We start from the raw sequence: 12807 nt of genomic DNA, 5'->3' as shown, positions 1-12807 counted from the left end.
GGGGCGCGAAGGATCGCGACTTTGACAGCTGGCAATCCTGAAGCCCTATGCCTTCACGCGCTTCAGCGCCTGCGCCATGCAGTGGATGCCGCCGCCGGTCTTGGAGATCTCGCTCATATCGACGGCCGCGACCTCGAAGCCCTGCGCCTTCAGCTTTTCGATCAGCGTCTTGCTCGAGGTCGGCGCGATCACCCTGTCCTTGCCGAGCGACATGAAGTTGCAGCCGAGCGCCATCGTGTCCTGGAAAGGCACGTCGATGATCTCGTGGCCCTTGCCCTTCAGCCAGTCGACGATGCCGGGCTCGGTGCAGGCGAGGCACACGGCGGTTAGCTTCTCGGCGATCGGCACCACCATCAGGTCGATATGGACGTAGTATTCGTCGATGAAGGCGATGCGGGTTTCCCAGCCTTCCTTGTCGAACCAGGCCTGCACCTGGCGCGCGCCCTCTTCCTGCGTGCGGGCGCCGCCGCAGCCGATCAGCACCACGCCTTCCTCGATGACGTTGAAGTCGCCGCCCTCGAAGGTCCCGGCGGTCACCATGTCGTAGATCGGGATGCCGAGCTTTTCGTAGGTGCGGATGGCGGCGTAGTTCTCGCCGCGCCGCCACCAGTTGGCCATGGCGGTGATGAAGGCGCCGTAGGGTGTCATGACGCTGGAGTCGCGCGAATAGACCTGCATGGGCAGTTCCGGCGTCGGCTCGTGCCAGTGGATGTTGACGCCGAAATGCTCGTAGGCCGCGACGAGGTCCTTGTGCTGCGCCTGCGCGATCTGGACGTTGCAAGGCGCCTCGCGCAAATGCTTCCTCGACAGCGAGCTGGTCGACAGATGGCGAAGGAAATTGGGCGAGCCGAGCAGCACGTCGGTCAGGACATCGGTTTCGTTGGCGAAGCCCCAGGCGGTCAGCGGCTTGGTGCCGCCGGCGGGGTTGCGGCGCTGCAGCGAGAACGGCTCGGCGACGATGCGGTCATGGACGGTCATGGGTTCTCCTTGAGCTGGTATTTTCATGTGTCATGCGGTGGAAGCGACGGAATCCACCAGTCGCGCCCACGCGGCGTGGTGACATATTCCGGCCAGCGGAAGTTTATCGGCGGCTCGTAGTCGCAAAGCGGCGCGAGCCAGTTCGAGCCGCCGACGCCGCCGCCGGTTCGCTTGACGAATTCGTCCATCGCGGCGTCGCGCGCGGCCTTGTCCTCGAGCAAGCGCAGAGCGGTGAGCGCAACCGTCTTCGCGGCGCAGGTGACCATCGGGTCGATGGTGGCCGGAATGCCGCCCAGCGCGTTCATCACCCAAGCCGGATAGGCGTGGCCGTTGGCCGAGCGCAGCGCCGGACGGGCGACATAGAAGCGCGATGTCGGCGCGTGCCAGCTCATGTCGGTGTAGTCGTCGGAGGTCGAATTGGTTTGGGACGGCGGCAGGTCGCGGCGCAGGATCGCCTCCGCCTCTTGCGGCGTGATGAGACGCTCCAGTTCGTCGATGAACGGGTTCTCGGTGGCCTCGCCGCCGGCATTGACCTGGACCTCGCGGGCGATCGCTTTCGCTTCTTTGCTCCACTGTGGCGCCCCCACAGTGGAGAGAGCCGCGCAGGTGATCTCGGCCATGGCGTGATTGGCGAGGCCCGGCCGCGACTTCGACACCCAGTGCCGCTCGTACCGGCAGCCGCTCATCCTGGCGGCCGCTTCCGCGTTACGGTCGAGCACGGCGGTCACCTGCTCGGCCATGGCAATGGTCGGCACGCGGATCATGTACTGGATCTCGGCGAGCCCTGCCGGGAGGTTGTCGGCGGTCGCCTGCCCCGCGGTCAGGATCGCCTCGCTGATCGACCAGCCGCCCTGATGCGTCAGCATGGAATCGCGCAGCGCCTTGGAGGCCATGTACATCATCATCAGCGCGTCATTGGCGCCCGGCGCCCGGACCGCCGAATGCGCCTGCGGGATCGGCGCTGAATCGCCCGCCGCGCGCGCCCAATTCTCCGGCTCGTCGCAGATGAAGCGATAGATCATCGCGTAAGCCGCGCCGCAATGTGTGTCCCAGCGCGCCGTGTTGCAGAGCGGCAGCATGTAGAAGGGGTGGAAGGAGATCATGCCGGCGAGGCCGTCATAATAGCCCTTGGCCGCGTGGATGGGCTTCGAGCCCCTCACCTTTTCAGCCGGCTCGCCGGTGAAGCGCAACGTGCCCTTGATGCGGTGCTCCAGCATCGCCGCCTTGGCGGCGAGCAGGCCGCCGAGACTGCCGATGCCAAGCCCCGAATGCGGATCGGTGTGGCCGCCGGCCTCGACGCCCAGGCCCGGCCGCGGCTGCTTCACCGTCACGGCGTCCTGGCAGTTGCCGGGCACGGCATCGTATTCGGCATACATGCCGACGGTCGGACCGTCGCCGTTCGTCCAATGGGCGCAGAAGGCGGTCGGCATGCCGCCCGAGCCTTCCTCGACCGAAAAGCCCTCGCGCTTCAGCCGCTCGACATACCAGGCAGCCGATTGGTACTCGCGCCAGGCGGTCTCGCCGAAATCGAAGATCGTGCGCGTCCAGGCCGACAAAAGCGGCTGGATGCTGTCGATGCAGGCAAGCGCGGTTTCCTGCGCAGATGTCGTCATCGGTTTCTCCATGCTGCAAAGAAAGCAGTGAAGCGGCTCATCAAAAAGTGATATGTTTTCCCGGCTCGTGCAAATTCGGTTCACCTGAGGCCTCTTGCGAATACCTTCCACGCAGGCGCTGCGCGCCCTCGACAGCTTCGCCCGTCACGGCAGCGTCTGGCGCGCCGCCGACGAGCTTCACCTCACCCGCAGCGCGGTCTCGCATCAGCTGCGGCTGCTCGAACGCGACCTCGGCTTCAATCTCCTGCAGCGCATCGGCAAGGGGGTGGCGCTGACGCCGCGCGGCCAGCGCTACGCGGCCGATGTCAGGAAGGCGCTGACCGTGCTCGGCGACGCGGTGACACAGGGCAGCGGCACCGGCGTCGGCGGCTCCTTCGCCATCTCCTGTCCGCCGGGCTTCGCCTCGATGTTCCTGTGCACCCATATCGGCGAGTTCCAGCAGATGTATCCGGACGTCGCGCTCTCCGTGCTGACGCCACGGCGGCTCGACGACGTCAGCAATCCGGAGGCCGACGCCTTCATCACCTTCGGCGTCGGCAACTGGCCGAACCGGGCGGTGGAACTGCTTTGCGAAGTCTCCTTCACGCCGCTCTGCAGCCCGACGCTGCTCAACAAGATCGGCGGATTTTCCAAACCCGCCGACGTGCTGCGCGCCAATCTGCTCCATCTCAGCGACACCGAGGACTGGGCGCGCTGGCTGGCGCTGTCCAAGGTGGAAAATCCCGATACAGAAGGCGGCATCTTCTTTTCCGACATGAACCTCGTCTTTTCGGCGGCGATCGCCGGCCAGGGAATTGCCCTGGGCGACGAGCTGACCGGCCGCCGGGCGCTGAGCGAGGGCCGGCTGGTCAAGCCGTTCGAGGCGTCGGTCCCCTCGCCGCGGTCTTATTATCTGGTGTTCGAACATGCCAAGGCGGGACACCCGGTGCTCAACGCCTTCAGCGACTGGCTGCGGGCGAAGCTGTCGGAGAGCAGCCTGGCGAAGTATTGAGATTAGCCAATCTCCCCCCTCGCGGGGAGATGGCCGGCAGGCCAGAGGGGGGTGTGAAGGAACGCCAGCCTTCGAGGCTCGTCGATTGGGACGTTGGCGAAGGTCGCGACGAGAATTTATTGACAAGGCTGGCGGGACAGCACCCCCCTCTGCCCTGCCGGGCATCTCCCCGCAAGGGGGGAGATTGGCGGCTTCCACGTCGGCACTCACCCGCCACCCGTGAATCAAATTTGCCGATCAAGCGAAAACTATTCGGTTGCGGTGAGCCCCGGCGCTGCCTACGATTTGGGTCGACGGTGAGGATAGAGGCAGGATGCAGCAACCCGGCCGGGCCGCAGAGATCAAGGCGAACGGGATCGGCAAGAGCTTCGGCTCGTTCCGGGCGCTGGACGATCTGACGCTCGATATCGGCCGCGGCGAGTTCCTGACGCTGCTCGGGCCGTCCGGCTCTGGAAAGACCACCTTTCTTATGATCCTGGCCGGCTTCGTGCAGCCGAGCGAGGGCCGGCTTTTCAGCGACGGCGCCGACATCACCGACCGCCCGGCCGAGCAGCGCGCCGCCGGCATGGTGTTCCAGGGTTACGCTCTGTTCCCGCATATGAGCGTCGAACAGAACATCGCCTTCCCGCTCAAGGTGCGCAAGAAAACGGCCGCCGAGATCAAGCAGCGCGTCGGCGAGATGATCGAGCGCGTCGGGCTGAAGGGCCACGAGAAGAAGCTGCCGGCCCAGCTTTCCGGCGGCCAGCAGCAGCGCGTGGCGCTGGCGCGGGCGCTGGTGTTCGAGCCGGGCGTGCTCTTGCTCGACGAGCCGTTCTCGGCGCTGGACAAGAGCCTGCGCGGCCAGATGCAGGCCGAGATGAAGCGGCTGCACCAGGAGACCGGCACCACCTTCGTCTTCGTCACCCACGACCAGAGCGAGGCGCTGGCGCTGTCCTCGCGCGTCGCCATCTTCAACCATGGCAAGCTCTTGCAGGTGGGCAGGCCAGACGAGGTCTATGACCGGCCGGCCAACCGCTTCGTCGCCGAGTTCCTGGGCGAGATCAACATGCTGCCGCTGAAGGGCGTGCGCCCCGCCGACAACGGCGCCACAGGGCTCTGCGAAGACCGCGCGGTGAGCATGCGCTGCAAGGCTGAGAAAGTCCGTGGCGACGCCATCCTGGCCATCCGTCCCGAGCACATGTCGATCGCGCCTGAGGCCACTGCCGGCGAGAACGGCATAGCCGCAACGGCTGTCGCCTCGACCTATCTGGGTGCGGCGACCAAGCTCGACCTCACCACGCGCCAAGGCGCGAAGGTCACCGTCTCGGTGCCGAACGAGGTCGCGGCGGCGGCGCTCAGCAAAGGCAATTCCGTCTGGCTGACCTGGCCGGCCGAAAAAGGTTTCCTCCTCCCGGAAGGAGGACAATGAGCACCGAAGCGGCCTGAAATCGCCGCACCGGCTTCCGGAACAAATCAATGAAAACAAGGGGAACTGACATGAACGACACCAAGAAACAGACTATTGAATCCCTCGCCGAGAGGGCAAAGCGCGGCGAGATTTCGCGCCGCCAGTTTGCGCAGCTCGCGGGCCTGGTGCTTGCCGGCACGCCGATGCTGCTGCGCTCGACCAGCGCTTTCGCCGAGACGAAGGGGCTGGTGCTGGTGAACTGGGGCGGCGACGCCATCACGGCTTACGATGCGGCTTACGGCCAGGCCTTCACCAAGGACACCGGCATCCCGGTCAAGATGGATGGGTCCGGCCCGACCGAAGGCGCGATCGCCGCGCAGTTCAAGAGCGGCGCGCCGACCTGGGACCTGGTCGACGTCGATCCGTTCTCGGCCATCACGCTCGGCGGTCAGGGCATGCTCGAGCCGATCGACTACAAGATCGTCGACAAGAGCAAGATGCGGCCGGGCTTCGGCTGGGAATATGCGGCGTCCACCTATTTCTTCTCCTATGTGATCGCCTACGACTCGCAGAAATTCGGCTCCAACGCGCCGACAGGCATGGCCGACTTCTTCGACGTGAAAAAGTTTCCCGGCAAGCGCTCGCTCTACAAATGGGGCGTGTCGAGCTGGGAAGCCGCGCTGCTGGCCGACGGCGTCGCGCCGGCTTCGCTCTACCCGCTCGATCTCAAGCGCGCGCATGATAAGATCGCCGCGTTCAAGGAAAACGTCGTCTCCTATTGGGGCGGCGGCGCCGAAAGCCAGAGCGTGCTGCTTAACGGCGAGGCCTCGATGGCGATCGTCTGGTCGACACGCGCCTCGCTGATCGAGCAGGACTCGGGCGGCCAGATCAAGTTCATCTGGGACCAGGGCCTGATCTCGCCCGGCGCGCTCGCGGTGCTCAAGAACAATCCCGGCGGCAAGGAAGCCGCGATGAAGTTCATCGCCAGCACCCAGGACCCGCAGAAGGAACTGGTGATGTTCGACAAGCTCGGCCAGGGTCCGGCAAACCCGGCGGCGGATGCGCTGATCCCGGCCGACAAGAAGCGCATCAACCCGGTCGACCCGGAAAACATGAAGAAGCAGATCCCGCTCGACATGGAGTGGTACGCCAAGAATTACGGCGCCGCGCTCGACGAATACACCAAGATCATCTCGGCCTGATCGGCCGAGATGCTGAGCTGACATGAGAGGCACCCTCTCCGACAGGATGGGCGCGGCGCCGTTGATGGCGCCGCTGCTCCTGTTCCTCGTCCTTGCCTATGCCTGGCCCTTCCTCGGCGTGGTGAAGTGGAGCTTCACCCTGCCGACGCCCGGCCTCGGCCAGTATCACGCCCTGCTCACCGACGACCTCGTTCAATCGGTGTTCGTCCGCACGCTGCGGATCGCGGCGATCGTGACGGTTGTCTCGGTCACCGCAGCCTATGCCATCACCGTGGTGTGGGTGCGCGGCAGCCCGGTGCAGCGCGTGCTAGCCGAATTCTGCATCCTGGTGCCATTTTGGATCTCGGTGCTGACGCGCGCCTTCGGCTGGGTGGCGCTGCTCTCCAACCGCGGCCTGATCAACACCTGGCTGCAATCGATCGGCTTCATCTCCGAGCCGCTGACCCTGGTGCGCAACGAATTCGGCGTTATCGTCGGCATGTCGCATTTCCTCATTCCGTTCGCGGTGTTCCCGCTGGCGTCGGCGATGCGCAGCCTCGACGAGCGCGTGCTCTTGGCGGCGCGCGGGCTGGGCTCCAGCCGCATGCGCACCTTCTGGACGGTGTTCGTGCCGATGACGCGCTCCGGCATCATCGGCTCGGCGCTGATCACCTTCGTCTTTTCGCTCGGCTTCTTCGTCACGCCGGCGATCCTCGGCGGCGGCCGCAGCGTGATGATCGCGGAGCTCATCTACCTGCGCATCTTCCAGAGCCCGGACTGGGGGCTGGGCGCGGCGATCAGCGTCGTGCTGGTGGTGTTCGTCGGCGCGCTGATGGCGCTGCTTTTCCGCTACGTCAAACCGAGGCAATTGGTGTAGCCATGCCCACTTATCGCCCCGGCCCCGTCTCGCTCATCTTCGCAGTGCTTGTGGCGTTGTTCCTGCTCCTGCCGCTGCTTGCGGTCGTCCCGGTATCGCTGACGCCGAGCCGCATGCTGACGATGCCTACCGGTGAATTGTCGCTGCGCCACTACCGCTCGCTGATCGAGGATCCGCGCTGGCTGGATTCGATCCTGCTGTCGATCCGCATCGGCGTGGTGAGCAGCGCGCTTTCGACGGTTCTCGCACTCACCTTCAGCTTGGGCGTGTGGATGTTCCAGCCGCGCTTCACGGCAGCGCTGGTCGGATTCGTGCTGCTGCCGATGGTGGTGCCGCCGGTGGTCTCGGCGGTGACGCTCTATTTCCTGCTCACCTCGGTCTCCGGCATCTCGTCCTTTTTCGGCTACGACACCTGGCTGGGTGTGGCCATGGCGCATTCGGTGATGACGGTGCCTTTCGCAACCGTGCTGATCCTCGTCTCTCTCAGCCAGCTCGACCGGCGCATCGACCTTGCCGCGCGCGGCCTCGGCGCAAGCGTCTGGGAGCGCGCGACACGCGTCATCATGCCCAACATCAAGTTCGGCATCGTCACCGCGGCCCTCCTCTCCTTCGTGCTCTCCTGGGAAGAGATCGGCGTGACGCTGTTCATCACCTCGGTCAACGCCATCACGCTGCCACGCCTGATGTGGATGGGCCTGCGCGACAATATCGACCCGGCGATCGCCGCGCTCTCGGTGATCCTGATCATCATCACCGTGCTGGTGCTTGCCGTGCGCAGCGTCATTACAAGGCGCCGCGCCGCGTAAGCCGGTTCAATCCAGACGAAAGAGGCCCGCCGGGAGCGGCGAGCCTCTCGACGCGCCAAAGTGGAAGCTTGGCCCGTTATGATCCGGGGGTGTGGATCGCCAAGAAGTTTAGCCAATGGAGGTCCGGCGGGCGATTTACAAATCCGTAAACTTCGCGCCGGTGGGAGCGAGCGTCTTCTTCCGAAAAGGACGTTCTATCAAGGCGTTGTCGGCACCGCCTAGTGCGCCGGCCGCCGGTCGCTCAACCAAATGTGATGGGACACGAACGCGCTGACGGAGCGGACCTTCCCAATGTCGTCATGCTCGGGCGTAGCGACGCGAAACGGAGCGAAAACCCATGCCGTGACCCCGACCGAAGAATGCAGCGGAGCAGAATTCTGCACCGTTGCAACGCGTTCTGTGCTCCCCGACAACTACCGATTTCCCGGCAGCATCCTGGTCAGGATCGTGTCCCGACGGATGAAGTGATGATAGAGCGCGGCCAGCGCGTGTATGCCGGCCACGATCAGTATGCCGTTCGCGCAGAGCGAATGCAGTTCGCGAATGGTTCGTGCGGTCGCCCTGTCCGGAGCGAACGGGGCCGGCATCGTGAACAGGCCGAAGAAGCTCAACGCGTCACCCCTGAACCAGGTCAGCAGGATGCCGAGGACGGGGAGCGCGACAAGCAGCGCGTAGAGGATGAAATGACCAACCTTCGCGGTGGTGCGCTCCAGGCCGGACATCTCCGCCGGGAGGCGTGGTGCCCCTTTCATGCCGCGCAGTACCACCCGCCAGAAGACAAGCGCGGCGAGCAGAAGCCCGAACGAAATATGCAGCCGCCAGATGGCATCGACGGTCGGATCCCCGCGCGGCAGCAGGTCTTCGCCATAGGTCAGGGCGTAGAGCAATAGGACCAGGGCAAAGAGCGCCCAATGCAGGAATTTCTGAGCGGATGTATAGGCGTCACTGGCCATTCAGCGCGGCTCCTGGAAAGGTCGCCGCTATCTCAAGCTCGTTCCTGGCGAACTTGTGACCGCTAAATTACGAATTTGTAATGGGAATCACGAATCCGGAGTATTCCGGCCGAACGGGCAAAAAGCCGGCATCCGGCGCCACGCGGCCCAGTAACATCCTGTCTACATGCCGCGCCTTCACGCGCGCCGCGCAAGGCGAAGGCCCCCCGGCCTCGCCTGCGTCGCAGCCGATCAGGCGGCTTGCGGCCGCCGCATCCTCTCGACGAGAGCCTGCCGGGCCGGACCGGCGAGCGGCTTGTCCATAGTCAGCAGGCCGTCGAGCAGAGCGAGGAGCTCACGCGCTGCGGACGACTTGCAGGAGTAGTAGACCATCTGGCGGTCGCGGCGGGTGTCGACCAAGCCAAACCTGCGCAGCTTGGCCAGATGCTGGGAGAGCGCGGACTGGCTGAGTTCGACCTTGTCGGCGAGCGTGCCGACCGACAGTTCGCCCTCGGCCAGATAGTTCATGATGAGCAAACGCTTCTCGTTGCCCATCACCGCAAGAAAGGCTGCCGCGCTTTCTGCGTTGGCGGTAAGTTTCTTCGTCACCATCGATTTCCCCATGTTCATGCTCTTCCGAGGCCATGGGGGCAATGGCGTCAGAATTCCAGAGCATTCTGTGGACCTGCTCCGACATGGAATCGGAACCTGCCCTGCTTCTTTGTTCGACCAAAATCCCTTCGTAACCCGGTTGCCACCACGTCGGGATATTGGCCTCGGACAGCGAGCGCCATGCTGTTGCCTGACGCAAGTTGGCGCAGACTCGGAATAATTCCGCGCCACTAATGAATACCAGCGCTTCGTTGTTTCAGCAACAATATAGCGAAGATAGGCACAACACCGCCAAATCCAGGGGTCGCGCCGGGGAAGAACGCGGGCCGCTCGGAACGCGTCGTCACCATTTTCCAAGACTCACCCCGCGTCCGGAATCCGTGATAATATTAGCCGAAGCACAAAAGGGGGACAGGCTCGAGGAGAAAGCCATGTCCGCTATTTCACGAAACACGTTCACACCCGCCGAGACGGCCCTGTTTGGGCGCGTCTTCGAGAGCGGTCGCGTCGTCGGGGAAACCGAAGAGCAGAAGGAGGCGCGCGCCTCGCGCATCATCGCGAACTACATGGCCGGCATCACCGACGAGGCGGAACTCGTCGAACTGTCCCGCAAGCCGCTCGGGAGATAGCGTGGGACCATGTTCACGCTGCTCACATCCTGTTGAAATATCGGGATGAAACCTGCCGGGCAGTTGCGCGTTTCTCATCCGCTCACAACAGGGCGCTCACAACGCATCAGGGGTTTCGCGATGATCCAGGGATGGTTTTCCAGGCCGGTCGAAGTGGCCGTCGGCGTGGCAGGCTCGATCCGGCACATTTCCAACGCGCAGCAGGCCGTGGAATTGCTGACGGGCCAGTGGCGCGACGCCGGCAGCGCGCAGCATGGCGCGGCGCTGCGCGCCTGCCGCCGGGCGATGAGCGGCGACGTTCCGGCCGACAATGCCAGGGAAGCTTTTATCAGCGCCGCGCGCGAAGCGCATGTGCTGGTCGAATAGGCACCCTAAAGCGCGTCGCACTGAAACGGATTCAGGCGACGCGCTTCAAGTCATTGTTTTGATGCATGTCGTTGCCGCAGAACCGCTACACACTTCTGGGCGACATGCATTAGCTAGCGATAGAAGAGCCATAAAAGCGCCGACACCGCGAACACTGCCGGAGAGAGCAGGATTGCGGCCCGCAAGACGCACATGACCAGGTAGAGCGGAGTGGGCATGCCTGGCGGTGCCGGCACCTATCGGTTGCGTGAATTGACGGGAGGCCGACGCGCCGGCCGAAACCGCTTCTTGCGATCCGCTTCTGCCTGCAAACGGCTTTGCCGGGCCTCCTCATAGAGCCCGAAAGCGGTCGCCATCAACGTGGCGGCGGTCATGGCGGATGCAAGCACGGCGATCAGCATGAGAGGTCTTCCCGCGTTTCAACGGCATGTCGGATCTGATTATCGCCGCGGGCGACGGTGCAGCCAGTGACTTTGGTCACATGTTTTTTGAGCGCGCCGGGCCGTGTCGTGGCGCAATGAATCCGGCCCTTGAGCCGACGCGCGCGGCGCATCGCCGATCTCAAAAATTCTTCGGAACATTATCGGCGGTGGATGGTTAAGGCGCGGGTCCGCCAAACGTCCCGGACCTGCATCCATCGGGGCGCCCGCCGGCGCCGTTGCCTGATCAAAAGACCACTATACGAACGGAGGATGTGATGAACGACGTCTGGTTTTCCGAGCCGGTCGTGATCGATTTCGAGCCAAGCGGACAACACAAGGTCTCAAGCTGCTTCGAGGCAATCGAATGTCTCGACCAACGCTGGCCAAGACGGGCGCGCGACCGCGCCTGGCGGTCGGCAAGCCGCGTCTGCCGCGACGCGCTCGACGGCTTGAGAAGTCCCGTCGAAGCCCGCAAAACCCTGCGCAAGGCGGCGAAGGCCGCCGGCCTGCTGGGCTAGAGTCTACCAATCTCAGACAGAAAAAATCGGCACCCGATCGTTCCGATTTGCCGCGGGCGTTGCCCGTAGCCGCCTGCAACTTGGGAGAAACTTCGGAACATTGCCGTCGCCGGCCTGTTTTTCCCCTGTAGTCTCCTGACTACAGGGTTCCGGACCCAAGCCGAGCCCGTTCCGGCCTCCATCGCCGGGGCGGGCTTGATTCTGGGCAGCGTGCGCCGGACCAGTCCAGGGCGGAAAAGCGCGGCGACCGACGCATACTCGCAGCGTTCAGAGCGCATCCCACGGGGTACATGAAAACGTCGGTCGCCGGGCTTCGGGGCCTGTTTTCAGGCCCTTTCATTTCGGCGAGTCGGATGTTCGCGTTCAACGCCAAGGCCGGGTCGTGATGAATGAGAGGTTACTATCCACAGGGTGCGACCAACCGACCCGGACAGTTTCGGCATTTCGATCATCCGAACCCGCCGAGCGCTTCCGGAAACTGAACCGTCATCGCCCCCTTGTCCGCCTGCCGGGCAGGCGCGCAGAGCGAACTGGCCGCCGATCGTCGCGTTCGAGAGACGACCGACATCATTCCGATACGGGAAGAGCGTTCGGGCCGATAGTCACATCGGGGACTGCACGAAATCCGGCAGGATTCGAACCTGCGACCATCGGCTTAGAAGGCCGGTGCTCTATGCAGCTACGGGACCGCTAGCCGGCACTCTCAAGCCGCGCGCAAGGTCGGAATGGCGCTCACGTCCACTTCCCGTTCGGCGTGCCAGGCATCATGGGCGGCCTGCATGCGAAGCCAGATGGCTGCGCCATCGCCAAACATCTTTCCAAGCCGCGCCGCGACGGCCGGCGATACCGGCTTCCTCTCGCGGGTGATGTCGTAGAGCTGCTGCCGCGAAATGCCGAGCAGCCTGGCAATTTCCACCTTGGTCTTTCCGGTAGCCGGGATGATGTCTTCAAGCAGCGCTCCCGGGTGGGACGGGCAGCGCTCAATCGGACGCTTCGGCTTGTGCTCGCTCATAAACCGAACTTCTCCAATCTGTCCGCCTCAGTGATATTGCTCGAAGTCGACGCGGGCGGAGTCCTTGCCATCGAATTCGAATGTGATGCACCACGGACCATTCACGTGGACCGTGTAGCGGGTCGGATCGAAGCCCTTCAAAGCGTGAAAATCAAAACCCGGCAGGTTCATGTCTTCAGGCCGCTCCGACACTTCGAGACGGTCAAGCCTGACAAGGATACGCTTATGCATCTTGGCGTCGATCTTCCCGGTTTTCCCGGTTGAGAACAGATCGGCTAGCGCTTTGTTCTTGAACGACTTGATCATGACGACATGTAAACAGATAGCATACACATGTCAAGATTTTGTAAGCAGGAAGCGTACACAGCTACCCGACACTTCCGAGTTGGATTGTGCCGGTCGAGGTCGGACAATGCTGAGCGACCTGAGAGATAGGTGACGATTTGTACCGGACACATGGGTAACACTTTTCGGTTTTTGCCG

15 protein-coding genes are annotated in these 12807 nt (G+C 63.8%); 8 read left to right on the top strand and 7 right to left on the bottom strand.

Going from position 1 to position 12807, the window contains the following annotated elements:
* Window positions 1-45: 45 nt before the first annotated feature.
* Together RFM40_RS06360 and RFM40_RS06355 are read right to left on the bottom strand one after the other, a co-directional pair.
* Entirely contained in the window at window positions 46-978 is a 933-nt protein-coding gene (locus RFM40_RS06360) for a dimethylarginine dimethylaminohydrolase family protein (protein WP_126101026.1), read from the bottom strand.
* Between the two features lie 23 nt (window positions 979-1001).
* Window positions 1002-2591: a zinc-binding metallopeptidase family protein gene (locus RFM40_RS06355; protein ID WP_320225697.1), complete on the bottom strand. Its 1590-nt coding sequence runs from the start codon at window positions 2589-2591 to the stop codon at window positions 1002-1004.
* Between the two features lie 94 nt (window positions 2592-2685).
* Between RFM40_RS06355 and RFM40_RS06350 the strand changes: the two genes are divergently transcribed.
* The 5 genes from RFM40_RS06350 to RFM40_RS06330 all read left to right on the top strand — a co-directional run bounded on the left by RFM40_RS06350 (window position 2686) and on the right by RFM40_RS06330 (window position 7833).
* A complete protein-coding gene (locus RFM40_RS06350; RefSeq protein WP_320225696.1) occupies window positions 2686-3582 on the top strand; it encodes a LysR substrate-binding domain-containing protein in 897 nt (298 codons plus the stop codon).
* Window positions 3583-3895: 313 nt separating this feature from the next.
* Window positions 3896-4990, top strand: a complete 1095-nt coding sequence (locus RFM40_RS06345; protein ID WP_320225695.1) for an ABC transporter ATP-binding protein — start codon at window positions 3896-3898, stop codon at window positions 4988-4990.
* 68 nt (window positions 4991-5058) lie between these two features.
* Window positions 5059-6171 (top strand): ABC transporter substrate-binding protein, encoded by a 1113-nt coding sequence (locus RFM40_RS06340; protein ID WP_320225694.1) that lies wholly within the window; start codon window positions 5059-5061, stop codon window positions 6169-6171.
* A 22-nt stretch (window positions 6172-6193) separates the two neighbouring features.
* On the top strand, window positions 6194-7027 hold the full coding sequence (locus RFM40_RS06335; protein WP_320225693.1) for an ABC transporter permease: 834 nt from the start codon (window positions 6194-6196) through the stop codon (window positions 7025-7027).
* 2 nt (window positions 7028-7029) lie between these two features.
* Window positions 7030-7833 (top strand): ABC transporter permease, encoded by an 804-nt coding sequence (locus RFM40_RS06330; RefSeq protein ID WP_320225692.1) that lies wholly within the window; start codon window positions 7030-7032, stop codon window positions 7831-7833.
* Between the two features lie 413 nt (window positions 7834-8246).
* On the opposite strand, the gene RFM40_RS06325 is transcribed toward RFM40_RS06330, so the two are convergent.
* Together RFM40_RS06325 and RFM40_RS06320 are read right to left on the bottom strand one after the other, a co-directional pair.
* Window positions 8247-8786: a cytochrome b gene (locus RFM40_RS06325; RefSeq protein ID WP_320225691.1), complete on the bottom strand. Its 540-nt coding sequence runs from the start codon at window positions 8784-8786 to the stop codon at window positions 8247-8249.
* Between the two features lie 231 nt (window positions 8787-9017).
* The gene (locus tag RFM40_RS06320) at window positions 9018-9377 is read right to left on the bottom strand and encodes an ArsR/SmtB family transcription factor (protein ID WP_126101032.1); all 360 of its coding nucleotides are present in this window, start codon (window positions 9375-9377) and stop codon (window positions 9018-9020) included.
* Between the two features lie 431 nt (window positions 9378-9808).
* Here RFM40_RS06320 and RFM40_RS06315 point away from each other — a divergent pair, with 431 nt between their 5' ends.
* The gene (locus RFM40_RS06315; protein WP_059186166.1) at window positions 9809-10006 is read left to right on the top strand and encodes a hypothetical protein; all 198 of its coding nucleotides are present in this window, start codon (window positions 9809-9811) and stop codon (window positions 10004-10006) included.
* 120 nt (window positions 10007-10126) lie between these two features.
* A complete protein-coding gene (locus RFM40_RS06310) occupies window positions 10127-10372 on the top strand; it encodes a DUF982 domain-containing protein (protein WP_059186167.1) in 246 nt (81 codons plus the stop codon).
* Window positions 10373-10608: 236 nt separating this feature from the next.
* Here the strand turns inward: RFM40_RS06310 and RFM40_RS06305 are convergent, their stop codons facing one another.
* Entirely contained in the window at window positions 10609-10773 is a 165-nt protein-coding gene (locus tag RFM40_RS06305; RefSeq protein ID WP_320225690.1) for a hypothetical protein, read from the bottom strand.
* A 296-nt stretch (window positions 10774-11069) separates the two neighbouring features.
* On the opposite strand from RFM40_RS06305, the gene RFM40_RS06300 reads away from it, so the two are divergent.
* Window positions 11070-11312: a DUF982 domain-containing protein gene (locus tag RFM40_RS06300; protein ID WP_320225689.1), complete on the top strand. Its 243-nt coding sequence runs from the start codon at window positions 11070-11072 to the stop codon at window positions 11310-11312.
* A gap of 703 nt (window positions 11313-12015) precedes the next feature.
* Here the strand turns inward: RFM40_RS06300 and RFM40_RS06295 are convergent.
* Both RFM40_RS06295 and RFM40_RS06290 read right to left on the bottom strand, forming a co-directional pair.
* A complete protein-coding gene (locus RFM40_RS06295) occupies window positions 12016-12324 on the bottom strand; it encodes a HigA family addiction module antitoxin (RefSeq protein WP_320220450.1) in 309 nt (102 codons plus the stop codon).
* A 27-nt stretch (window positions 12325-12351) separates the two neighbouring features.
* Window positions 12352-12630, bottom strand: coding sequence for a type II toxin-antitoxin system RelE/ParE family toxin (locus RFM40_RS06290; protein WP_320225688.1), 279 nt, complete (start codon window positions 12628-12630; stop codon window positions 12352-12354).
* Between the last annotated feature and the right edge of the window lie 177 nt (window positions 12631-12807).

It is taken from the genome of Mesorhizobium captivum (genome assembly GCF_033977165.1).
Taxonomy (GTDB): Bacteria; Pseudomonadota; Alphaproteobacteria; order Rhizobiales; family Rhizobiaceae; genus Mesorhizobium; species Mesorhizobium captivum.
Note: the sequence above shows the minus strand (reverse complement) of the source record. Positions and strands in the feature narration are given on the sequence as shown.

Bases quoted from the DNA above. Each gene is read 5' to 3' on its own strand.
- RFM40_RS06300 (WP_320225689.1), top strand. From the start codon at position 11,070: ATGAACGACGTCTGGTTTTCCGAGCCGGTCGTGATCGATTTCGAGCCA.
- RFM40_RS06325 (WP_320225691.1), bottom strand. From the start codon at position 8,786: ATGGCCAGTGACGCCTATACATCCGCTCAGAAATTCCTGCATTGGGCG.
- RFM40_RS06320 (WP_126101032.1), bottom strand. From the start codon at position 9,377: ATGGTGACGAAGAAACTTACCGCCAACGCAGAAAGCGCGGCAGCCTTT.
- RFM40_RS06335 (WP_320225693.1), top strand. From the start codon at position 6,194: ATGAGAGGCACCCTCTCCGACAGGATGGGCGCGGCGCCGTTGATGGCG.
- RFM40_RS06330 (WP_320225692.1), top strand. From the start codon at position 7,030: ATGCCCACTTATCGCCCCGGCCCCGTCTCGCTCATCTTCGCAGTGCTT.
- RFM40_RS06360 (WP_126101026.1), bottom strand. From the start codon at position 978: ATGACCGTCCATGACCGCATCGTCGCCGAGCCGTTCTCGCTGCAGCGC.
- RFM40_RS06355 (WP_320225697.1), bottom strand. From the start codon at position 2,591: ATGACGACATCTGCGCAGGAAACCGCGCTTGCCTGCATCGACAGCATC.
- RFM40_RS06310 (WP_059186167.1), top strand. From the start codon at position 10,127: ATGATCCAGGGATGGTTTTCCAGGCCGGTCGAAGTGGCCGTCGGCGTG.
- RFM40_RS06315 (WP_059186166.1), top strand. From the start codon at position 9,809: ATGTCCGCTATTTCACGAAACACGTTCACACCCGCCGAGACGGCCCTG.
- RFM40_RS06345 (WP_320225695.1), top strand. From the start codon at position 3,896: ATGCAGCAACCCGGCCGGGCCGCAGAGATCAAGGCGAACGGGATCGGC.
- RFM40_RS06295 (WP_320220450.1), bottom strand. From the start codon at position 12,324: ATGAGCGAGCACAAGCCGAAGCGTCCGATTGAGCGCTGCCCGTCCCAC.
- RFM40_RS06290 (WP_320225688.1), bottom strand. From the start codon at position 12,630: ATGATCAAGTCGTTCAAGAACAAAGCGCTAGCCGATCTGTTCTCAACC.
- RFM40_RS06340 (WP_320225694.1), top strand. From the start codon at position 5,059: ATGAACGACACCAAGAAACAGACTATTGAATCCCTCGCCGAGAGGGCA.
- RFM40_RS06305 (WP_320225690.1), bottom strand. From the start codon at position 10,773: ATGCTGATCGCCGTGCTTGCATCCGCCATGACCGCCGCCACGTTGATG.